Source organism: Aeromonas sp. EU05-FHT14A05, from assembly GCF_058791175.1.
On sequence record NZ_JBYTDH010000008.1, the window covers coordinates 1 to 20,556 of the forward strand.

17 protein-coding genes are annotated in these 20,556 nt (G+C 62.3%); 9 read left to right on the forward strand and 8 right to left on the reverse strand.

All coding sequences use genetic code 11. The features are described 5' to 3' along the window. Together AC3WR3_RS12675 and AC3WR3_RS12680 are read right to left on the reverse strand one after the other, a co-directional pair. Positions 1-2,497 (reverse strand): cadherin domain-containing protein (locus AC3WR3_RS12675; RefSeq protein WP_492292012.1); only part of this gene is annotated, 2,497 nt, incomplete at its 3' end. 88 nt (positions 2,498-2,585) lie between these two features. Continuing rightward, positions 2,586-2,912 (reverse strand): PilZ domain-containing protein, encoded by a 327-nt coding sequence (locus AC3WR3_RS12680; RefSeq protein WP_202045592.1) that lies wholly within the window; start codon positions 2,910-2,912, stop codon positions 2,586-2,588. A gap of 174 nt (positions 2,913-3,086) precedes the next feature. Here AC3WR3_RS12680 and AC3WR3_RS12685 point away from each other — a divergent pair, with 174 nt between their 5' ends. Beyond that, on the forward strand, positions 3,087-3,758 hold the full coding sequence (locus tag AC3WR3_RS12685; protein ID WP_404838458.1) for a response regulator transcription factor: 672 nt from the start codon (positions 3,087-3,089) through the stop codon (positions 3,756-3,758). Positions 3,759-3,912: 154 nt separating this feature from the next. Here AC3WR3_RS12685 and AC3WR3_RS12690 read toward each other — a convergent pair whose 3' ends face one another. Then, positions 3,913-4,281: a TraR/DksA family transcriptional regulator gene (locus tag AC3WR3_RS12690; protein WP_202046188.1), complete on the reverse strand. Its 369-nt coding sequence runs from the start codon at positions 4,279-4,281 to the stop codon at positions 3,913-3,915. Between the two features lie 96 nt (positions 4,282-4,377). Continuing rightward, positions 4,378-5,322 (reverse strand): tRNA dihydrouridine(16) synthase DusC, encoded by a 945-nt coding sequence (gene dusC / locus AC3WR3_RS12695; protein ID WP_429107824.1) that lies wholly within the window; start codon positions 5,320-5,322, stop codon positions 4,378-4,380. Between the two features lie 177 nt (positions 5,323-5,499). Between dusC and AC3WR3_RS12700 the strand changes: the two genes are divergently transcribed. The 4 genes from AC3WR3_RS12700 to AC3WR3_RS12715 all read left to right on the forward strand — a co-directional run bounded on the left by AC3WR3_RS12700 (position 5,500) and on the right by AC3WR3_RS12715 (position 9,713). Continuing rightward, complete coding sequence (locus AC3WR3_RS12700; protein ID WP_042650169.1) at positions 5,500-5,877, forward strand: YbaN family protein; 378 nt, start codon at positions 5,500-5,502, stop codon at positions 5,875-5,877. A 132-nt stretch (positions 5,878-6,009) separates the two neighbouring features. Further along, positions 6,010-6,555 (forward strand): adenine phosphoribosyltransferase, encoded by a 546-nt coding sequence (gene apt / locus AC3WR3_RS12705; protein ID WP_042650168.1) that lies wholly within the window; start codon positions 6,010-6,012, stop codon positions 6,553-6,555. Positions 6,556-6,728: 173 nt separating this feature from the next. After that, positions 6,729-9,254, forward strand: coding sequence for a DNA polymerase III subunit gamma/tau (dnaX, locus tag AC3WR3_RS12710; RefSeq protein ID WP_492292013.1), 2,526 nt, complete (start codon positions 6,729-6,731; stop codon positions 9,252-9,254). 129 nt (positions 9,255-9,383) lie between these two features. Beyond that, complete coding sequence (locus AC3WR3_RS12715) at positions 9,384-9,713, forward strand: YbaB/EbfC family nucleoid-associated protein (protein WP_011706069.1); 330 nt, start codon at positions 9,384-9,386, stop codon at positions 9,711-9,713. Between the two features lie 105 nt (positions 9,714-9,818). On the opposite strand, the gene ycaC is transcribed toward AC3WR3_RS12715, so the two are convergent. The 3 genes from ycaC to AC3WR3_RS12730 are packed head-to-tail and all read right to left on the reverse strand — an operon-like array spanning position 9,819 to position 12,046. Beyond that, positions 9,819-10,445 carry an isochorismate family cysteine hydrolase YcaC gene (gene ycaC / locus AC3WR3_RS12720; RefSeq protein WP_492292014.1) on the reverse strand — a complete coding sequence of 209 codons (627 nt, stop codon included), beginning with the start codon at positions 10,443-10,445 and terminating at the stop codon, positions 9,819-9,821. A 28-nt stretch (positions 10,446-10,473) separates the two neighbouring features. Further along, complete coding sequence (locus AC3WR3_RS12725; protein WP_202045689.1) at positions 10,474-11,151, reverse strand: hydrolase; 678 nt, start codon at positions 11,149-11,151, stop codon at positions 10,474-10,476. Between the two features lie 28 nt (positions 11,152-11,179). Beyond that, positions 11,180-12,046: a pirin family protein gene (locus AC3WR3_RS12730; RefSeq protein WP_492292015.1), complete on the reverse strand. Its 867-nt coding sequence runs from the start codon at positions 12,044-12,046 to the stop codon at positions 11,180-11,182. Positions 12,047-12,143: 97 nt separating this feature from the next. Here AC3WR3_RS12730 and AC3WR3_RS12735 point away from each other — a divergent pair, with 97 nt between their 5' ends. Next, positions 12,144-13,034, forward strand: a complete 891-nt coding sequence (locus AC3WR3_RS12735; protein WP_265435275.1) for a LysR family transcriptional regulator — start codon at positions 12,144-12,146, stop codon at positions 13,032-13,034. Between the two features lie 85 nt (positions 13,035-13,119). Here the strand turns inward: AC3WR3_RS12735 and AC3WR3_RS12740 are convergent, their stop codons facing one another. Continuing rightward, positions 13,120-14,442, reverse strand: coding sequence for a YjiH family protein (locus AC3WR3_RS12740; protein WP_492292016.1), 1,323 nt, complete (start codon positions 14,440-14,442; stop codon positions 13,120-13,122). A 447-nt stretch (positions 14,443-14,889) separates the two neighbouring features. Between AC3WR3_RS12740 and AC3WR3_RS12745 the strand changes: the two genes are divergently transcribed. The 3 genes from AC3WR3_RS12745 to hrpA all read left to right on the forward strand — a co-directional run bounded on the left by AC3WR3_RS12745 (position 14,890) and on the right by hrpA (position 20,556). Beyond that, a complete protein-coding gene (locus AC3WR3_RS12745; RefSeq protein ID WP_139434553.1) occupies positions 14,890-15,960 on the forward strand; it encodes a helix-turn-helix transcriptional regulator in 1,071 nt (356 codons plus the stop codon). Positions 15,961-16,042: 82 nt separating this feature from the next. Then, positions 16,043-16,465, forward strand: coding sequence for a CBS domain-containing protein (locus tag AC3WR3_RS12750; RefSeq protein ID WP_106886806.1), 423 nt, complete (start codon positions 16,043-16,045; stop codon positions 16,463-16,465). A 176-nt stretch (positions 16,466-16,641) separates the two neighbouring features. Continuing rightward, on the forward strand, positions 16,642-20,556 hold the full coding sequence (hrpA, locus tag AC3WR3_RS12755; protein WP_492292017.1) for an ATP-dependent RNA helicase HrpA: 3,915 nt from the start codon (positions 16,642-16,644) through the stop codon (positions 20,554-20,556).

Sequence of the window (20,556 nt, forward strand, 5' to 3'; positions counted from 1 at the left end):
TACCGGCGAGGCTGAAGGTCACGCCGGCGCTGATGTCGGCGCTGTCGTCGGCGGTGGCGGTGTAGACCACCTGGCCGGCGCTGCTGTTTTCATTGAGAGCGGCGGCAGTGCCACCGGAGGTGATGGTCGGTGCGACCTCGTCGAGGTTGTTGACCGCGAGGGTGACGGCCTGCTCGGTGGCCGGGTTGACGCCGTCGCTGGCCAGGACGCTGAAGCTGTAGCTGGACTGGGTCTCGTGATCGGGGTTGCCGAGCAAGGTGACCGCGCCGGTGGTGGCGTCGATGGTGAACTTGTTGGCATCGATACCGGCGAGGCTGAAGGTCACGCCGGCGCTGATGTCGGCGCTGTCGTCGGCGGTGGCGGTGTAGACCACCTGGCCGGCGCTGCTGTTTTCATTGAGAGCGGCGGCAGTGCCACCGGAGGTGATGGTCGGTGCGACCTCGTCGAGGTTGTTGACCGCGAGGGTGACGGCCTGCTCGGTGGCCGGGTTGACGCCGTCGCTGGCCAGGACACTGAAGCTGTAGCTGGACTGGGTCTCGTGATCGGGGTTGCCGAGCAAGGTGACAGCGCCGGTGATGGCGTCGATGGTGAACTTGTTGGCATCGATACCGGCGAGGCTGAAGGTCACGCCGGCGCTGATGTCGGCGCTGTCGTCGGCGGTGGCGGTGTAGACCACCTGGCCGGCGCCGCTGTTTTCATTGAGAGCGGCCGCGGTGCCACCGGAGGTGATGGTCGGTGCGACCTCGTCGAGGTTGTTGACCGCGAGGGTGACGGCCTGCTCGGTGGCCGGGTTGACACCGTCGCTGGCCAGGACGCTGAAGCTGTAGCTGGACTGGGTCTCGTGATCGGGGTTGCCGAGCAAGGTGACCGCGCCGGTGGTGGCGTCGATGGTGAACTTGTTGGCATCGATACCGGCGAGGCTGAAGGTCACGCCGGCGCTGATGTCGGCGCTGTCGTCGGCGGTGGCGGTGTAGACCACCTGGCCGGCACCGCTGTTTTCATTGAGAGCGGCCGCGGTGCCACCGGAGGTGATGGTCGGTGCGACCTCGTCGAGGTTGTTGACCGCGAGGGTGAAGGTCTGCGCCTTGCTGGAGCCATCGGCACTGGTGGCGGTGACCTCGATATTCACGCTGGCACCGAGGGCTTCACGGTCGATGGCGGCTGCGACGGTGATCACGCCGGTGGCGGGATCGATGGCAAACAGGCCGCCGGGATTGCCGGACAGGCTGTAGGTGATGGCATTGATGGTGGCGTCTGCGTCGCTGGCAAAGGCGGTGATGCCGACCAGGGTGCCGATGGCGATGTTCTCGTCGACGGCATTGGCGGCGGCGTTGGCGTCGGTCGGGGTAGTGACATCGAACTCGTCGACATCGTTGATGGCGATGGTGAAGGTCTGCTCGTCGAAGGCATTGCCATCGGAGACGCGCACCACCACTTCATAGGTGTTGTCGCCGTTGCTGTCGCTCGGGTTTTCCCGGTTGGGCGCGTTGACAAACGACAGGGCGCCGGTGTTGGGATTTATGGTGAAGAGTCCTGCATCGGCGCCACCGACTATGGTGTAGGTCAGCAGCGCACCGACGTCCGGGTCACTGGCCGTCACTGTGGTGACCACAGTGGTGTTTTCGTCGATGGCCAGAGCCGCCGAGCTGCCACCCCCGTCGGAGGTGATGGTGGGGCCGTTGTTCTGCACACCGAGGAAGTCGGTGTTGCTCAGGTCCTTGAGACCGTCGAGTTTGATCACCAGATCGGCCTGGCCATCGCCGTTGGTATCGGCCTTGATGTAGGTGGCATTCTGCCCGGCGTTCTGCTCGTACCAGACACCGTTGATCAGGGAAGTGGTGCCTCCCCACTTGAGGTCGGTGGAACCCAGCAACGGACGCAGGTCGATCTTGTCGTTGTCCGGGTTGGCGTCACGCACACCGGAAAAGTCACGGATAGTATCCATCCCGCCACTATTGGATTCCATCGCGCTCTGGTAGACGAAAAGGTCATTGCCGCTGCCGCCGCTCAGCAGATCGGCGCCATTGCCGCCCTGGATGGTATCGTCACCGCCTTCACCGTAGACGGTGTCGTTGCCGTTGCCGGCATAGATAGAGTCGTTGCCGCCACTTGCATGGCCATCGCCGTTGTCGCCATAGATGGTCTCCGAGCCATTGCCGCCGTAGATGGTGTCGCTGCCGGCGATGGCTCGGCTCTGCTGCCGGTAGTCATCCCAGCCGTCGCCGTAGATGACGTCGTTACCGTTCTCGCTGTTGACGAGCGATGTCCCGATGACGTCGTTGCCGGATCCACCATAGACGAGGTCCTGGCCGTTTCCACCGGAGAGGGTATCGTCCCCGAGCCCGCCGTAGAGGGTATCCTCGCCGTTGCCGCCCAGCAGGGTGTCGCTCCCGCTGCCGCCGTCGAGCATGTCACTGCCATTGCCTCCATCTATGAGGTCGGCTCCTGTGCCGCCAATGAGCGAGTCGTTTTTATTGGTGCCGCTGATGTCAGCCATGGGTCTGCTCCTTCAGAAAGCGGGAAGATGATTCGGTATGGAGACAAGATCGCCGTCCTGGCCATCTGCTCTTGCACCGCGTAACACTTCACCTGGTGCAACTGTCGGGGATCTCTTTCACCAGCAGTTGCAGGTCTTTGATTTTGATGGCCATACCGGTGAGAGGGCCGTCCCGGTCTCGCCGCACTATCTGCCCGCAACACCGGATCTTCATGGCACCGTGCGTCACCCCGGGATCGAGATCGAAGCAGACGTCACTCCCTTCGTTCTCAGGCGTGGCAGCCTCCTCGAGTTGCAGGTAGCAGCCCCCGATGCTGATGTCCCGGGTGAACCCTGTCTGGCCCGAGAGCCGGACAGGTATCACCGTCCTGATGCGATCATGCTGGCGAGCATGGATATGTGTGGGTGTTGTCATGCCGATTAGCCTAGGCCAGAAGGGGAAGATGAAAAATGGAAGAATCAGACCGATTTATGTGGGACAAAGTGACGGTCAACCCAGGACAAAACCAGGATATTTCGACTAATTTGAGAGGGGACCATTGTCAGGCAGGATGCCTGTCACGTTGTCGTAGGCGTTGGGGAGCGGGGTATGGATACCAGAATCAATGTCATCGTGATCTGCGACTTGCCGATAGTCGCATGGGGTTTGCGCGGGGCCATTAATGCACAGTCCAACGAGATGGACGTCATCGCCTGCGTGGCCGATCCCGTCGAGGCCGTGCAGTGGATGGTGCCAGGCAAGACATGTGTCGTCCTGTTTGATCTGGATGGTCGCAATGGCATCGACCAAATACCTTCCCTGCTGTGCGATACCCACGTGCGCGTGCTGGTGATCGCCACAGTGGAGGGCACTGAACTGCAGGAGAGAGCGGTATTGGCCGGGGCCTGTGGCGCCATCAGCAAGCGGGAACCGGTGGAGGTGCTGTACAAGGCCATCCGCAAGGTGCACGGTGGCGAGTACTGGGTCGATCGCGCTGCCACCGAGCGGATCCTGATGGCCATCGCGAGGGAAAAGGGGACTCACCATGCCGAGCAGGCGAAGATAGCGCGGCTGACCCGCAAGGAGAGACTGACCATCGCGGCCATTACCCTGGGCGTTGATGCCAATACCCTCGAGATCGCGCGGCGCCTCAACATCAGTGAGCACACCCTGCGCAATCACCTGACATCCATTTATGCCAAGTTGGGCATTCGCAATCGAATGGGCCTCTATGCCTATGCACAGAAGTATGCGCTGACAGAGCAAGGCTCCCAGACCTGAAACGCCTGTCGGCCTCCCAAGGCAGCGATGCTCTTGCCGCAGGCCACCGGGGCCCGCGTGATGAAGGGGCCGGGCGCCCTTGTCGGGTGGAGAGTCAGCTATGGCCTTGGCAAGAGGAGGAGGACATGGATGGCTGTGGGCAGGGGAAGGCCCATCAGAGTTCGTGGGCGTGGAATCCCTTGCGATAACGGGCTTCGCAGCGCGGGCAGCGTTGCAGGCTGGGATCCTGATCCAGCTGCTCGATGGCGAGCGGCTCCTCGCAATCGGAGCAGAGGCCATAGAGACCCAGTTCCATCTGGCAGAGCGCCGCGTCGAGGCGTTTCAGCCGTGCCACGCTCGACTCCACCTTGGGCAAGTCGAGGCGACCGGTCAGGTCCACCAGCTGATCCCGCTCGCAGGATGCCACCTTCTGTGCCCAGTCGTCACGTCGACAGGCCTTGAGCTGACCTATCAGCGCTTCTCTTGTTTGTGCCCAATCGGTCAGCAGGCGCTCACGCCATTCGGCCAACCGGGCTTGCGTCACTTCACACACAACAGCCCCCAAAGACGAGTGATAAAACTCGGCCAGTATAGGGAGGCGTGTGGATTATCAAGATGACATGAGTCAAGTAAAGGTCGGTTAGCTCACAGTTTTCGCGGCTTGCAGCAAGGCGTCCCGGATAGGTCCCGTCTCCTTGTGCAGACGAATATCCTGAAAAAGTACGGCTGCCTGGGGATATTCACGCTTGAGGTAGCTGAACCACTGCTTGATGCGGCTGGGGTAGTAGTCGGCCTTGTCGCTCGCCAGATCCTGCTCGGTATAGGCCACCATCAGTTGCAGCACCTCGGCCCAGCTCATGTGGGCACAGCCGGTTTTCATCACGTTGGCCAGGTTGGGTAGGGAGATGGCGCCGCGGCCCACCATGAGGGCGTCGCAGCCGGAGACGCCGGCGCAGGCGAGGGCATCCTTGTGATCCCAGATCTCGCCATTGGCGGTCACCGGAATGGGCAGGGCGCGGCGGATGAGATCCACGTATTCCCAGTGCGCCGGCGCCTTGTAGCCTTCCCGCTTGGTGCGGGCATGGACAGCGAGCTCGTTGGCGCCCCCCTGATAGACTGCCTGGGCGTTGTCCATGTAGAGCGCCTTGTCGTCGTACCCCAGACGGATCTTGGCGCTCACCGGCAGGTGGGCAGGGACGGCTTCGCGCACCGCCTTGACGATGCGATAGACGGTCTCTGGCTCCTTGAGCAGCACGGCCCCCCCCTTGCTCTTATTGACCGTGGGGGCGGGGCAGCCGAAGTTGAGATCGACCCCGGGGGAGCCCAGCTCGATGGCGCGCACCGCATTCTCTGCCAACCATTCGGGGTGCTGGCCCAGCAGCTGCACCCGCACCGGGGTGCCGGCACGGGTCTTGCCATCCTGCTTGAGTTCGGGACAGAGGCGATGGAACACCTTGGCGGGCAGCAGCTGATCGACGACCCGGATGAACTCGCTGACACAGAGGTCGTAATCGTTGACGGAGGTGAGTACCTCCCGCATCAGGTGATCCAGCACCCCCTGCATGGGGGCCAAAATAACGCGCATAGCTGCTTCCGAAGGCAAGGGGAGAAAAAAGAGCGCAGATTGTAGTGGCAATGGCTGGCGTTGTCAGCCGTCTGCCCACTCGATGAGCCTAATCGACTGCCGCTGCATGGGCCGGGCTGTCAGCTTCCGGACCAACTCTGTTAGGCTAAAGGCAGAGATGCATTCAGAGGAGTACCCATGAAACGCTGGTGTCTGATGGCCCTGGGCTGGCTCGCCTTCGCCACCGGGATAGTCGGGATAGTCCTGCCCCTGCTGCCGACCACCCCCTTCATGTTGCTGGCGGCGGCCCTCTTTGCCCGCTCGTCGCCCCGTTTTCACCGCTGGCTGCTGGCGCACCCCTGGTTCGGGCCCCCCATCCATGACTGGCAGTTGTATCGCGGCATTCGGCGCCATGCCAGACGCCGTGCCATCGTCTTCATCCTGCTCTCCTTCTCGGTGTCGCTGCTGGTGGTGCCGCTGCCCTGGGTGAGGCTGCTGCTGGTTGTCATAATGGTGATCCTGCTCACCTGGTTAATGCGTCTGCCGGTGCTGGAGCCGGTTGCAATGGAGAAGTGAAATCCCTAAGCTATTGCGGCAATAATGCTATGGAGTCGGCCTGTCATTTTTTGCATGACGGGCCTTTTTATTGCCCGCTGGCGGGCAGCGCAAGAGACGCCACGCCTGGGCTCAAAAATAAGCGGTCAAATAATGAATCCGGATACCCTGAAGTTTATCGAAGCGAGCATCAAGACCATTCCCGACTATCCGAAGCCGGGCATCCTGTTTCGCGACATCACCAGCCTGATCGAGAATGCCGAGGCCTTCAAGGCCACCATCGATCTGCTGGCCGAGCATTATCGTGATCAAGGGATCACCAAGATCGTCGGCACCGAGGCCCGCGGTTTCATCTTCGGCGCCCCTGTGGCCTTCGCCATGGGCCTGGGCTTCGTGCCGGTTCGCAAGCCGGGCAAGCTGCCCCGCGCCATCATCGAAGAGTCCTATGCCCTTGAGTACGGCACCGACACCCTGCAACTACACACCGACGCCATCGTGCCCGGTGACAAGGTGCTGGTGGTGGACGATCTGCTGGCCACCGGCGGCACCGTCGATGCCACCGTCAAGCTCATTCGCCGCGCCGGCGGTGAAGTCGCCGATGCGGCCTTCATCATCTCCCTGCCGTCGCTGGGTGGTGATGCCCGCCTGACCGCCGCTGGCGTCAAGGTGGTCTCGCTGGTCGAGCTCGCGGGCGAGTAAGGCCCTCTGGCAGGCGGGCCTCGTCAACCCGCCAATGCCCCGAACCGGTGCCTGAACGGGCACCGGTTTGAAAATCAAGCGATCCCTCCCAAGGCGGCCGATAGCCCATACAGCCCGCCCTCCATTTGTGTTAGCATCCTGCCTCAATGCCTCGTTTTCCAGCATCGAGATCTATGAGCTATCAGGTTCTGGCGCGTAAATGGCGCCCCCATACGTTTGAACAAGTGGTTGGCCAGCAACATGTGCTGACCGCCTTGACCAATGCCCTGGATCAGGGACGGCTGCATCATGCCTACCTGCTGAGCGGCACCCGCGGGGTCGGCAAGACCACCATCGCCCGCATCCTGGCCAAGAGCCTCAACTGCGAGCAGGGGATCAGCAGTCACCCGTGCGGCGTATGCGACACCTGCCGCGAGATCGATCAGGGCAACTTCGTCGATCTGCTGGAGATCGATGCGGCGTCACGCACCAAGGTGGAAGACACCCGGGAACTGCTCGACAACGTGCAGTACCGCCCGGCCCGTGGCCGCTTCAAGGTCTACCTCATCGATGAGGTGCACATGCTGTCGCGTCACAGCTTCAATGCGCTGCTCAAAACCCTGGAAGAGCCGCCTCCCTATGTGAAGTTCCTGCTGGCCACCACGGACCCGCAGAAGCTCCCCATCACCATCTTGTCCCGCTGCCTGCAGTTCCACTTGAAGAGCCTGGATCAGACCCAGATCGCCAGGCAGCTCGAATGGGTGCTGGATCAGGAAGGTCAGCCGTTCGAGCCCCGCGCCCTGCTGGCCCTGGCCAAGGCCGCCGACGGCAGCATGCGCGATGCCCTGAGCCTGACGGATCAGGCGCTGGCCCACGGCAACGGCAGCGTGCGTCTGGAGAGCGTGCTGACCATGCTGGGCACCCTCGACCATCACCACCTGCACCAGTTGCTGGAGGCCGTGCTGCGCCAGGATGCCCCGGCCACCATGGCCAAGATCACCGAAATCGCCACCCTGGGACCGGACTTCGATCAGCTCCACGCCGAGCTGGAAGCCTTGCTCCATCGCGTCGCCATGGCCCAGCTGCTGCCGGCCAGCGTGCAGGAGCAGGGGGCGGATGCCGATGCCTTGCTGCAGCTGGCGGGAGCCATGAGCCCGGAAGAGGTGCAGCTCTGCTACCAGATAGTGCTGGGGGGGCGCAAGGATTTGCCCTGGGCGCCCGATGGCCGCACCGCGCTGGAGATGACCTGCCTGCGGATGCTGGCGTTCTCGCCGCGCCGCGAGGCGGTGCACCCCGCCAATCTGAGTGCCTTGCCCGTGTCCATGGGCGCACAGCCCGGGGCGGGGAGGGAGGCCGTATCGGCCCTGCCGGGAAAGCCGTCAGGGGCTGAGCCAGCCCCGCATCAGGCCGCAACGGCGGCCAGCATGGCCGCGCCCGCAGCCCTGGCACCGGCAGCGCCGCTCTTGGCGGTGCAGGCAGATGAGCCGGCTGCCGACGACGATGAGGCGAGCGCCGCCCTCTTTGCCGAGCAGCAAGAGCTGCTGCAAGCCGCCCAGCGGATGGGGTACGAGGCGCAGCCGATGCAGCCTGAGCCCGAGTTCGGTGGTGCCCCCCGGACTCAGGAGGCGCAGCCCTTTGAACCCGAGCCGCCGGTTGCCTCCCATGAGGCGGTCCTGCCGACGGCGGCTCCTGCCATAGCCCCTGAACCCGAGGCGGCCCCCTCGGCGGCCTCCAGCATGCAGAGCCTGCTGGGCAAGCGCAATCTGCTGCGCAGCCGGCTGCGGGGGGATGCCGGGGCGGCGACCGTCTCTGCCTCTCCCAGGGCGACGCCGAGCAAACCGGCTGCGCCCCTGGCCACGGCCGCCGTGCCACCTGTGGCGCCAGCACCCTCTGCGCCTGCCAGGCAGGCCGCCGCGGCGCCCGCCTATGCCGGGCCCATGACGGGCTATGAGGATCTGCCGCCCCTCGAGGCCTATGACGACAGCAGCAGCGATTACGAGGAATATCTGAGTCAGGGCTTCGGCGACGGGCCGGCCAGTGCCCCCGCGGCGACAGCGCCCAGTGCAGCGCAGAAGGCCAATCCCGCCTCGGATGACCTGCCCCCCTGGGATCTGGACGGCGAACCCGCCAGGGCTGCCGCTGCTACCGTCGCCGCGGCACCGGCAGCGCCGGTTGCGACGCCTCTGTCTGTGCCCGAAAATGCTGTGCCCGAAAATGCGCAGCCCACGACCGCCCAGGTGATGGAAACCATCGACTGGGATGAGCTGGAGAGTGACGCCCAGCCGGCGGAGGGGGAGGAGATCGCTCGCCTGATCCCCTCTTCCCTGCTGGTCAATTGCGGCGATGCTTGGGCCGAGCTCATCGCCCGCACCGGGGTCGGTGGCCGGTTGCGTCAGCTCGCCATCAACTCTGTGATGACCCGGCAAGGGGAGTTGGTGTCCCTGGTGCTCAAGCCGGAGCAGCGCCATCTGGTCAGCGACAGAGCCCTGGCCGATCTGGCCGGGATCATAGGCCCGGAGTTCGGACAGGCGGTGCGTGTCGAGGTGACCTTGGGCACGGACCCGGCGCGGGAGACGCCGCTCGAGATCGAGCATCGCCTCTATCTGGGGGTGCGTGAGCAGGTGAGCCGGGATCTGGCGGACGATCCCAACGTGCAGTTCCTGCAGCAGCGATTCGGCGCCGTGCTCCATCCCGAGAGCATCGAGCCCCTGAGCCGCTGATCGCTATGAGTTAAATCCCATGCCGGGACCGGGTCCCGGTTGAAAAATCTTTTGGCTGCCCCCATATCCGGGGTAGAACAAGCCCACAGCCCGGCGCTGGATGCCGGATTTCAAGACGAGAGACGACCTATGTTTGGTAAAGGTGGAATGGGTAACCTGATGAAACAGGCCCAACAGATGCAAGAGCGCATGCAGAAGATGCAAGAGCAGCTGGCTCAGATGGAAGTCGTCGGCGAAGCCGGCGCTGGCATGGTCAAGGTCACCATGGCCGGCAGCCACAGCGTGCGCCGTATCGAGATAGATCCCAGCCTGATGGAAGATGACAAGGAGATGCTGGAAGATCTGGTCGCCGCCGCCGTCAACGATGCCGTGCGCCGGGTGGAAGAGCAGAACAAGAGCAAGATGGGCGAGCTGACCGGTGGCATGCAACTGCCCCCAGGCTTCAAGATGCCCTTCTAAGGGCTGAACGCCTTTAGCCATGTCCATGGCGATGACGCAGCTGACAGGGTGCCTGCCCTGTCAGCTGCGTTTTGTTTTTTCCGTCTCCCGGTTTTCCGGGGCGTATTACTTGCTGCTCTGGACTGTGGTGTAGTTGTTGATCAGATTGCGATAGTCGGGGATGTGGTTGGCGAACAGGGTGCCCAGGCCCTCCACGTCATTGCGCCAGTCGCGGTGCAGTTCACAGGCGGCCCCAAACCAGGTCATCAACTGTGCCCCGGCGGATGACATCCGATCCCAGGCCGAGTGGCGGGTTACCTCATTGAAGGTCCCCGAGGCATCTGTGATGACAAACACCTCGTACCCTTCCTCGAGGGCGGAGAGGGCCGGGAAGGCCACGCACACCTCGGTGACGATGCCGGCGATGATCAGCTGCTTCTTGCCGGTGGCCTTGACCGCCTTGACGAACTCCTCGTTATCCCAGGCGTTGATCTGCCCGGGGCGGGCAATATAGGGGGCATCCGGGAAGCTCTCCTTGAGCTCCGTCATCAGTGGGCCGTTGGGCCCGTTTTCGAAACTGGTGGTCAGTATGGTCGGCAGCTCGAAGTACTTGGCCAGCGCGGCCAGCGCCAGGACGTTGTTGCGAAACTTGTCCGGTTCGATGTCCCGTACCAGGGAAGAGAGGCCGGCCTGGTGATCCACCAGCAGCACGGCAGCCTTGCTCTTGTCGAGTTTGACGTAGGGCTTGTTCATGACTTTTCTCCAGATTGATGGCTAAGCGTTAACGTTGGGAATCCAGCACTTCGTTGTGTTGCACCACGGCTTGTGCCTTGCCGTAGCTCTCGATCAGCAATTGATAGGCGGGGAAGATCTTCGTATAGATGGCGGCCCACTCCATCGCATCTGCCCGGTTCCAGCTGCCTTGCAGCTCGGAAGCCACCGCCGCAGTGTCCATGGGGACCACGCCCGCCTGAACCACGCGAGCCAGGGTGATCTCCTGGGCCATCTTGGAGTAGGTGCCCGAGGCATCGACGACCGCAAACACCTGATAGCCTGCGTTGACGGCGCTGATGGCAGGGAAGGCCATGCAGACGCTGGTGATGGTGCCGGCGATGATCAGCTGCTGCTTGCCGGTGGCCTTCACCGCCGCGACGAAATCGGGGTTGTCCCAGGCGTTGATCTCGCCCTTGCGCGCCACATACTGTGCGTGCGGCGCATTTTCGTGGATCTCCGGTATCAGCGGGCCATTCGGCCCTTGCGGGACAGATGCCGTGGTGATCACCGGAATATTGGCCAGTGTCGCCATCCTGGCGAGGGCGGCCGCGCGCTGGCGCAGTTCCGGCATCGGCATGTCGCCCACTGTCTGGAACAAGCCGCTCTGATGGTCGATCAGCAGCATGGCAACGTCATCTGGGTTGAGGACGGGTCTGGCGCCGCCGAAATTGGCTGGATTGCTCATGATAGTCTCCATTTGTTGGGGCTGAGGTTCAGCGTCCGATCTGGCCAAAACGGCCACTGTTGTAGTCATTGATGGCCTGCACAATCTCTTCCTGGGTGTTCATCACGAAGGGACCGTGGCCGACGATGGGTTCATCTAGGGGGGCGCCATTGAGCAGCAGCAGCGTGGTCTCCTCCTCGATCTCGATCACCAGTTTGCTGCCACGGCGCTCCATGACGGCCAGCTCGGCGGTGCGGACCGCGTGGCGGTTGCCGAGGCGAATGGCGCCTTTGAGCACAAAGAGGGCCGTGGTGTGCCCTGGTGGCAGTTCCAGCGTCACCTGATGATGGGCCTTCAGGCGCATGTCCCAGACGTTCATCGGGGTGAAGGTGCGGGCGGGGCCGCGGGTATCGCCGAGCTGCCCGGCAATGATGCGAGCCTCTCCTGCGCCCTCTGGCAGTGCCACGCGAGGGATCTCGTCGGCGGTGATGCCCTGGTAGCCAGGAGCCGCCATCTTCTCTTTGGCGGGCAAGTTCACCCACAGTTGCACCATTTCGAAGGCGCCGCCCGTTCTGGCAAAGGCCGGGCTGTGGTACTCCTCGTGGATAAGGCCGGATGCGGCCGTCATCCATTGCACGTCACCCGGGCCTATGGTGCCACCGCCCCCCGAGGAGTCCCTGTGGGAGACGCCTCCTTCATAGACGATGGTCACCGTCTCGAACCCGCGATGAGGGTGCTGGCCGACGCCAAGCTGATGGGAGGTGGCCGGGAAATTGGCCGGGCCCGCGTAGTCCATCAGCAGGAAGGGGGACATTTCCTCTGCGATATCCTGGTAGGAGAAGATGCTCCTCACGGGGAAGCCATCGCCGACCCAGTGCCTCTCGTTGCTGCGCTTGATAAATGCCAGTTCTTTCATCTCAATGCCTCCGTTGAATCAATGGACACAGTGTAGAAAGTCGCCATTTACCGGACTAGATGGTTAAATAAGAAAACACTTTCTAATGAGTTGGAAAATGGACTTCAATCAGGTCGTCGTATTCGTCAAGGTGGTGCAAGCCGGCAGCTTCAGCGCGGCGGCGCGTCTGCTGGGGTTGCCGACCTCCACCGTCAGTCATCGGGTGGCCATGCTGGAGAAGCGTCTGGGCGTCACCCTATTGCAGCGAACCACCCGTCGGTTGCACCTGACCGATGCCGGGCAGATCTATTTCGACCACGCCTCGGCCGGCTTGGTGCATGTGCTTGACGCCGAGGCGGCGGTGACCGAAGCGCGGGAGGAGCCCTGCGGGCTGCTGCGGATCACGGCTCCCGTGGATATCGGCAACCAGATCCTGTCGTCCATCCTGGGGCAGATGCGCAGCCAGTGGCCAAAGGTCGACGTGGAGCTGGTGTTGATGAACAGCTACGTGGATCTGGTCGCGGAGGGCGTCGATGTGGCCATTCGTACCGGCCCTCTCAAGGACTCGACGCTGATCGCCAAGCAGGTGGGCATTGCGCGCTGGGCCCTGTTTGCGAGCCCCGATTACCTCGCCAGCGCCGGGATGCCAGATGCACCTCAGGCGCTGCGGCATCATGCCTGCCTGCAGTTCACGCCACTGGGCAAGGAGGCCTGGGTACTCCACGACGGGGTCGCCAACAGTGTGACCGTCTCTCTGGCCCGGCAGACACTGATCAACGATGTCGGCCTGATCATGACCATGGTGCAGGCCGGCGGTGGGGTGGCACTGTTGCCCTCCTACCTGTGTCGTCAGGCCTGCGAGGAGGGGAGGCTGGTGCCTGTCCTGCCCGAATGGCATGGCAAGGCGGATCCCATCCATCTTGTCTATCCCAGGCAGCGCTTCATGCCCCCCAGATTGCGCGCCTTCGTGGATCTTGCCACGCTGACCCTGCGACAATGGCTCGAATGACAGGTCGCCGATGTGGTGGCGGCTGCCAGCCCGCACAAAGAAACAAAGCGCCTGATGGCGCTTTGTTTCTTGATATCACGTCAACCTAGCTGAGCCAGCCTGTCGCCATGGCCAGTCGGCCGCACAGGGCCGCCAGCAGGATGCCAAGTAGGGTGCGCAGTAGCCAGATCACCACCAGCTGCCCCAGGCTCACCGGGATCTTGGTGGCCAGGATGCAGGGGATGGAGGCGGAGAAGAAGAGCACTGAACTCACCGAGACCACGGCGGTCACATAGCGCACCAGCAGATCCGCATCCTTGAGCAGAATGGCGGGCAGGAACATCTCAGCGAGCCCTGCCGAGAGCGCTCTTGCTGTCTCCAGCGGATCCCCCAGATCCAGCAGCCAGGTGAGGGGCCACAGCAGCCAGCCCAGCAGATCGAACAGCGGCGTGTGCTGGGCCAGCAGCAGCCCCAGTAGGCCGACGGACAAGATGGTGGGCACCACGGCGGCGGCCATGTAGAGGCCATCTTTGAGGTTGTCCTGCAACTGCCGCAGCACGGGATCCGCCTGGCTGGACTGGGTGAGCCCGGAGGCGAGCGCCGCTTGCCAGCGGCTCATGCCTGCCGGCAGCGACTCGTCGGTTTCGCCCTGGTGCGCCATGGTGCTGATAGGGGGAACCCGGGCCAGGATGGCGGTGATGATGAAGGTGATCACCAGGGTGGACCAGAAGTAGAAGTTCCAGTGCCCCATCAGGTTGAGGGTCTTGGCCACTATGATCATGAAGGCGGCGGAGACGGTGGAGAAGCCGGTGGCGATGATGACGGCTTCCCGTACCGTGTACTTGCCCGCGAGGAAGACCCGGTTGGTGATGAGCAGGCCCACCGAGTAGCTGCCGACGAAGGAGGCGACCGCATCGATGGCGGAGTGGCCCGGCGTGCGCCAGAGGGGGCGCATCACCGGCTGCATCAGCACGCCGATGAGCTCCAGCAGGCCGAAGCCGAGCAGGAAGGTGAGGGCCATGGCACCGATGGGGACGATGAGCCCCACCGACATGGCCAGCTTGTCAAAGAGGAAGGGCAGGCGATCCGGCGTCATCAGCCAGGCGGGACCCCAGCCTGCCACATACATGATGGCCAGCCCCAGCCCGAGCAGCTTGAACAGGCTCAGCACCCTGTCGATGGGGCGGGCGCGCCAGCGACCATCCAGCAGCGGGCTGATGGCGCCATAGGCGATCAGCAGCAGGATGAGCCCCAGGGCGAGCGGGCGCTGCGCCATCAGGAAGCCCGCCAGGTGATCCACCAGTATGGTGCTGCGGCCCGCGAGCTCGAAGGGCACGAAAAAGATGGCGATGCCGAGCACACTGGTCAGCAGCAGTTTGATGCCAGCCCCTGAGCGGGCAGGGGCGGCAAGTGCGTGTTCAGGTTCCATTTCCTCTCCTTGTGATCCACATGGTTCAACTCCCTTGATGACTGCATTTGTATATACAATATCGACGCAAGCCCAAAATGGAAACAATAAATACACCAAAAAGCAACATTCGATGAGAATGGAATCCGTATGAGGCTTTTCTATGGAAGAGGGAGATGGCGGCACCCTGGGCAGCTCTCTGGCCGTGACAGAGCGGCCGGCAGGGACAGTCATGGCAAGAGAGGCAAGGTGGCAGGAAGCGGATAAATAAAGCTTTTCCATAACGACCAAAAAAGCGGAAAACCTGAGCCCGGATTTAAACATTTTCACGGCCCTCATCGAGGGAGGCTTTTTCTTATAACTATTTATGAAATGGTCATAAAGCCTTTGTTCATTTGACTACTTTTCGAGTATCCCATTGCGGAGTAAGATGCCACTTCAATAAAAATAAGAATTAGGAGTTCGGGTGTGAAGGCATTAGAGAAAGAAAGGATATCGCCCTATATCAGCCAGTTATACGAGTGCGGTATTAATGATTCTGACATTAAGTTGGTGGTGGACCAATTTCGCGCCGACCTGTCCGGCAGTTCATCCCTGTTTTTATTGCGGGATGATGACAAGAGCGACGGAATAAAGCTCTTCTCCAGCGGTCTGACCGAGGCCCAGCAACAATTTTATGTGCAACACCATCGCCAGGATGTGTGGTTCAATCATTATCTGGACAAGGGCTGCCAGGGGATCGTCAGTGCCAATACCATCTCCAGCTCGGTGGGGCTGCTGGCCAGCTTCGGTGCCCAGTTTGCGGCGGGCGGCGTCTGCCGGGTGAAGGGGCGGGGTCTCAGCACCCTGTGCAGTTACCGCGGCGCCACCCAGGACGACTTCAGCAGCCGGGATCTCACCTCGTTGACAGAGATCTATTCTGGTCTGGCCGCCTGGAGCCAGCATTATTGGAACCTGCTGGCCCTGGAAACCCAGAACTATCAGCTGCAGCAACTGGTGAAAAACCATAATAAACCCAGCGCCATCATAGATGACAAGGGGCATATTCATTATTCCAATGTGGCGTTCAACCGCATCGCCGATGAAAACGTCGAGCTGCGGGCGGTCAATGGTATTTTCTCTTTGCAAAATAAGGAGCAGCAACGCCAGCTCAAGGAGACCTTGAATGGCTTTGCCTATTTGCTGCCGGGCGCCAGCGCCTATATGTCCATTCCCCGCCAGTCCAACCTCAGGCCCCTGCTGATCCAGTGCACCCTGATGAGCGGGCTCAGCCGCTTCGAGCGTTACGTGGAAGTGGTATTGCGCGATCCCGAGCACTCCTTCAACCCGGACATAGAGGCGCTGGCCAGCCTCTATCCCTTGACCATTGGCGAGAAGGAGCTGCTGGTGCTGATGAGCAAGGGCTACAGCAGCAACGACATCGCCGAACTGCGCGGCGTCAAGGTGGAAACCGTGCGCTCCACCCTCAAGGGGGTGTTCAAGAAGACCGATTGCCACAGCCAGAACGAGCTGCTGCTGTTGCTGCAATCCATTTCCTGATAGGCACCAGCTATGCTTGGAGTGAGCCGGACATAGTGCCCGGCTCGTGCCTCCCGTCGGGAGGCCTGTCGGGGGAAGCGTCATGGAATCACTCAAGGCAAGGGATTATATGCAGACCAAGCCCATCACGTTCAGCGCGGACATGATGGTGCAAAATGCGGTCACCAAGTTTCTCAACAGTCATCAGCTCGGCGGCCCCGTGGTGGACAGCCTGGGGCACCTGATTGGCTGGGTGTCCGAGCAGGACTGCATTGCCGTCATGTTGAAAGAGGCCTATCACTGCGAACAGGTGGCCCAGGTCAAGGATGTGATGCGCAAGGAGGTGCTGGCCGTGGGACCGGACACCAGCATCCTGGATCTGGCGGAGATGATGATGGGCCAGAAGCCGAAGATCTATCCCGTGGTGGAAGAGGGTCGCCTGCTCGGGGTGATCAGCCGCCACAACGTGATGCAGGCCATTCACGCCCAGCTTGGTACCTGCTTCGTGCATCAGGCCAGGGTCTGATCCGGTTTCGCCGGATCATCGGGAGCAGGCCGGGTGCCTGCTCTTTTTATTGCCCGCTGCGGCTTTGAACCTGGCAGGTGCCGCTTTAAGGCTTGCACCGCCCCCGCTCGCTCTTTAGGATCGCTCCCAGCTAATCGATATGGCCCCTCTGGGCACCTATTTAAGGAATTCCTACCTTGTCTCTCTCTATCGAGGCGCTGCGCCGCCGTCTCTCTGCCTGCATGAACCTCGACGCCCGCCGCCTCTCCAGCCGTCTGCACGGGGTCAAGAAGCTGCCGGAAGGCAAACAAGCCGCCGTGCTCGAGACCATAGCCGCGGATCTGGATGTTGCCGAGGCGCGCTACCAGTCCCGTCTGGCGGGCGTGCCCAGGGTCACCTATCCGGACAACCTGCCGGTCAGCCAGAAGCAGGCGGAGATCGCCAAGGCCATCAGCGAACATCAGGTGGTGATCATCGCGGGCGAAACCGGCTCGGGCAAGACCACCCAGATCCCCAAGATTTGCCTCTCGCTCGGGCGCGGGGTCAAGGGCTACATCGGCCACACCCAGCCGCGGCGCCTCGCGGCCCGCACGGTCGCCGCCCGTATCGCGGAAGAGATGGAGTCCGAGCTCGGCCACTACGTGGGCTACAAGGTGCGCTTTACCGATCAGGTGAGCGAGCAGACCCACATCAAGCTGATGACAGACGGTATCCTGCTGGCGGAGATCCAGCACGACCGCATGCTCACCCAGTACGACACCATCATCATCGACGAGGCCCATGAGCGCAGCCTCAACATCGACTTCATCCTGGGCTACTTGAAGCAATTGCTGCCAAAGCGCCCAGATCTCAAGGTGATCATCACCTCGGCCACTATCGATCCCCAGCGCTTCTCCCGCCATTTCAACCTGGCGCCCATCATAGAAGTTTCAGGGCGCACTTACCCGGTGGAGGTGCGCTATCGCCCGCTGTTTGCTGATAAAAAAAGCGGCGACAAGAGCGAGGGGTTGGAGGAGCGTGACGAGCTGCAGGGGATCTTCGATGCAGTGGAGGAGCTGGCCCGGGAGGGGCTGGGGGACATCCTCATCTTCATGAACGGCGAGCGGGAAATTCGCGATACCGCCGATGCCCTGCGCAAGCTCAATCTGCGGGACACCGAGGTGTTGCCGCTCTACGCCCGCCTCTCCAACGCCGAGCAGAACAAGGTGTTCCAGCAACACGCCGGACGGCGTATCGTGCTGGCCACCAACGTGGCGGAGACCTCGCTGACGGTGCCGGGCATTCGCTACGTCATCGATCCGGGTACTGCCCGCATCAGCCGCTACTCCTGGCGCACCAAGGTGCAGCGCCTGCCTATCGAGCCGGTCTCCCAGGCCAGCGCCAACCAGCGTAAGGGTCGTTGCGGCCGGGTAGCGGACGGTATCTGCATCCGCCTCTACTCCGAGGAGGATTTCAACAACCGTCCGGCCTTTACCGACCCCGAGATCCTGCGCACCAACCTGGCCTCCGTCATCCTGCAGATGCTGGCGCTCGGCCTTGGCAACATGGAGGCCTTCCCCTTCGTCGAGCCGCCGGAGTCGCGTCATATCAAGGATGGCCTGACCCTCTTGAAAGAGCTGGAGGCGGTCAAGGAGCTGCCCGGTACCCGGGAGCAGGAACCCAGGTTGCAGCTGACCGAGACCGGTCGCCAGCTGTCGCGCATTCCGCTCGATCCGCGGCTCGCCAAGATGGTGATCACGGCGGCGCAAACCGGCTGTCTGAGCGAGGTGATGGTGATCACCGCGGGCCTCAGCATTCAGGATCCCCGCGAGCGGCCCATGGAGAAGAAGCAGGCCGCCGACGAGCAGCACAGACGCTTCGAGGACAAGGATTCCGACTTCCTCGCCTTCGTCAATCTCTGGAACTACCTGAAAGAGCAGCAGGATGCCCTCGGCAGCAACCCGTTCCGCCGCATGTGCCAGAAGGAGTTTCTCTCCTACCTGCGGGTGCGCGAGTGGCAGGACATTCACTTCCAGCTGCGCCAGACGGTGAAAGAGCTTGGTTTTAAAGCCAACCATGAACCGGCGGATTTCAAGACGGTGCACTGCGCCCTGCTGACCGGCCTCTTGAGCCATATCGGCAACAAGGATCTGGAGAAGCCCGAATTCCTCGGCGCCCGCAACGGCCGCTTCCACCTCTTCCCGGCCTCGGGTCTGTTCAAGAAGCCGCCCAAGTGGGTGATGGCCGCAGAATTGGTGGAGACCTCCCGCCTCTACGCCCGCATCAACGCCAGGATTGAACCCGAGTGGGTGGAGCCGCTGGCGGCGCACCTCATCAAGCTGCACCACAGCGATCCCCACTGGTCGAAGAAAAACGGCGCCGTCATGGCCAAGGAGAAGGTGACCCTCTACGGCCTGACCCTGGTTGCCGAGCGCACCATCAACTTCAGCCGTATCGATCCGGCCCAGTGCCGCGAACTCTTCATTCGCCGCGCCCTGGTGGAGGGGGATTTCGAGACCCGCCATCGCTTCTTTGGTGAGAACCGCAAGCTCCTGGCCGAGGTGGAGGCGCTGGAGCACAAGTCCCGGCGCCGCGACATCCTGGTGGATGACGAGGATCTGTTCCGCTTCTACGATGCCCGCCTGCCGGAGGAGGTGATCTCCGCTCGCCACTTCGACAAGTGGTGGAAGGAGGCGCAAAAGCAGGATCCCGAGCGGCTCAACTTCGAGAAAGAGATGCTGATGAAGGGGGATGCCGCCCACATCAGCGATCTCGACTACCCCAACTTCTGGCAGCAGGGACGACTCAAGCTCAAGCTGACCTACCAGTTCGAGCCGGGGGAGGCGGCGGACGGTGTGACGCTGCATATTCCGCTGCCGCTCTTGAATCAGGTAGAGGTGAAGGGGTTCGAGTGGCTGATCCCGGGGCTGCGTCATGAGCTGCTGGTTGCCCTCATCAAGTCGATGCCAAAGCCGATGCGCAAGAACTTCGTGCCGGCGCCGAACTACGCCGATGCGCTGCTCGCCACCCTCAATCCCGAGCAGGGGCCGCTGCTGGACGAGATGGAGCGTCAACTTCGCCGCATGACAGGTGTCACAGTGCCCCGGGAAGCCTGGGATTGGGCATCGGTGCCCGATCACCTGAAACTCACCTTCCGGGTGGTGGACGACAAGCACAAGCCCATTGCGGAAGGCAAGGATCTGGAGGCGCTGAAAGAGTCGCTGCGCGGCAAGGTGCAGGAGACCCTCTCCCAGGTGGCGGACGATGATATCGAACAGTCGGGTCTGACCCTGTGGAGCTTTGGCGAGTTGCCGAAGGAGTACAGCCAGAAGCGCAGCGGCTTCGAGGTGAAGGCCTATCCGACCCTGGTGGATCAGAAGGACTCGGTCGCCATCCAGCTGGTGGAGAGCCCGGTGGCCCAGCAGCAGCTGATGTGGGCGGGCCAGCGCCGGCTGGTGCTGCTCAACGTGCCGTCCCCCATCAAGTATCTGCAGGAGAAGCTGCCGAACAAGGCCAAGCTCGGGCTCTACTTCAACCCCTTCGGCAAGGTGAGCGATCTCATCGACGACTGCATCGCCTGCGGCTGTGACAAGCTCATCGAGCAGCACGGTGGCCTGGCCTGGGACGAGGCCGGTTTCGAGGCGCTCAAGGAGTATGTCCGCGCCGAGCTAAATGATGCGGTGGTAGAGGTGGCCAAGCAGGTGGAAGCCGTGCTGACCCTCTCCCATGAGATCAAGAAGCGGCTCAAGGGCAAGATGCAGCTCGACACCGCCTTTGCCATGTCCGACATCCAGCAGCAGCTCGGCAACCTCATCCACAAGGGGTTCGTGACCGAGACTGGCTGGCAGCGGCTGCCTGACTTGCTGCGCTACCTGCGCGCCATCGAGCGGCGCCTGGAGAAGCTGGCCATCGATCCCAACCGGGACAGGGTCCATATGCTCAAGGTGCAGAGCGTCGAGAGCGACTACAAGGCGCTGCTTGCCAAGATCCCCAAATCCCAGCCGATCCCCCCCGAGGTGGCCAATATCCGCTGGATGATAGAGGAGCTGCGAGTCTCCTTCTTCGCCCAGCAGCTGGGGACACCTTACCCCATCTCGGATAAACGGGTGCAGAGCGCCATAGCCCAGTGCTAA

Bases quoted from the DNA above. Each gene is read 5' to 3' on its own strand.
- AC3WR3_RS12715 (WP_011706069.1), top strand. From the start codon at position 9,384: ATGTTTGGTAAAGGTGGAATGGGTAACCTGATGAAACAGGCCCAACAG.
- AC3WR3_RS12725 (WP_202045689.1), bottom strand. From the start codon at position 11,151: ATGAGCAATCCAGCCAATTTCGGCGGCGCCAGACCCGTCCTCAACCCA.
- AC3WR3_RS12740 (WP_492292016.1), bottom strand. From the start codon at position 14,442: ATGGAACCTGAACACGCACTTGCCGCCCCTGCCCGCTCAGGGGCTGGC.
- AC3WR3_RS12750 (WP_106886806.1), top strand. From the start codon at position 16,043: ATGGAATCACTCAAGGCAAGGGATTATATGCAGACCAAGCCCATCACG.
- AC3WR3_RS12735 (WP_265435275.1), top strand. From the start codon at position 12,144: ATGGACTTCAATCAGGTCGTCGTATTCGTCAAGGTGGTGCAAGCCGGC.
- dnaX (WP_492292013.1), top strand. From the start codon at position 6,729: ATGAGCTATCAGGTTCTGGCGCGTAAATGGCGCCCCCATACGTTTGAA.
- AC3WR3_RS12700 (WP_042650169.1), top strand. From the start codon at position 5,500: ATGAAACGCTGGTGTCTGATGGCCCTGGGCTGGCTCGCCTTCGCCACC.
- ycaC (WP_492292014.1), bottom strand. From the start codon at position 10,445: ATGAACAAGCCCTACGTCAAACTCGACAAGAGCAAGGCTGCCGTGCTG.
- AC3WR3_RS12680 (WP_202045592.1), bottom strand. From the start codon at position 2,912: ATGACAACACCCACACATATCCATGCTCGCCAGCATGATCGCATCAGG.
- apt (WP_042650168.1), top strand. From the start codon at position 6,010: ATGAATCCGGATACCCTGAAGTTTATCGAAGCGAGCATCAAGACCATT.
- dusC (WP_429107824.1), bottom strand. From the start codon at position 5,322: ATGCGCGTTATTTTGGCCCCCATGCAGGGGGTGCTGGATCACCTGATG.
- AC3WR3_RS12685 (WP_404838458.1), top strand. From the start codon at position 3,087: ATGGATACCAGAATCAATGTCATCGTGATCTGCGACTTGCCGATAGTC.
- AC3WR3_RS12730 (WP_492292015.1), bottom strand. From the start codon at position 12,046: ATGAAAGAACTGGCATTTATCAAGCGCAGCAACGAGAGGCACTGGGTC.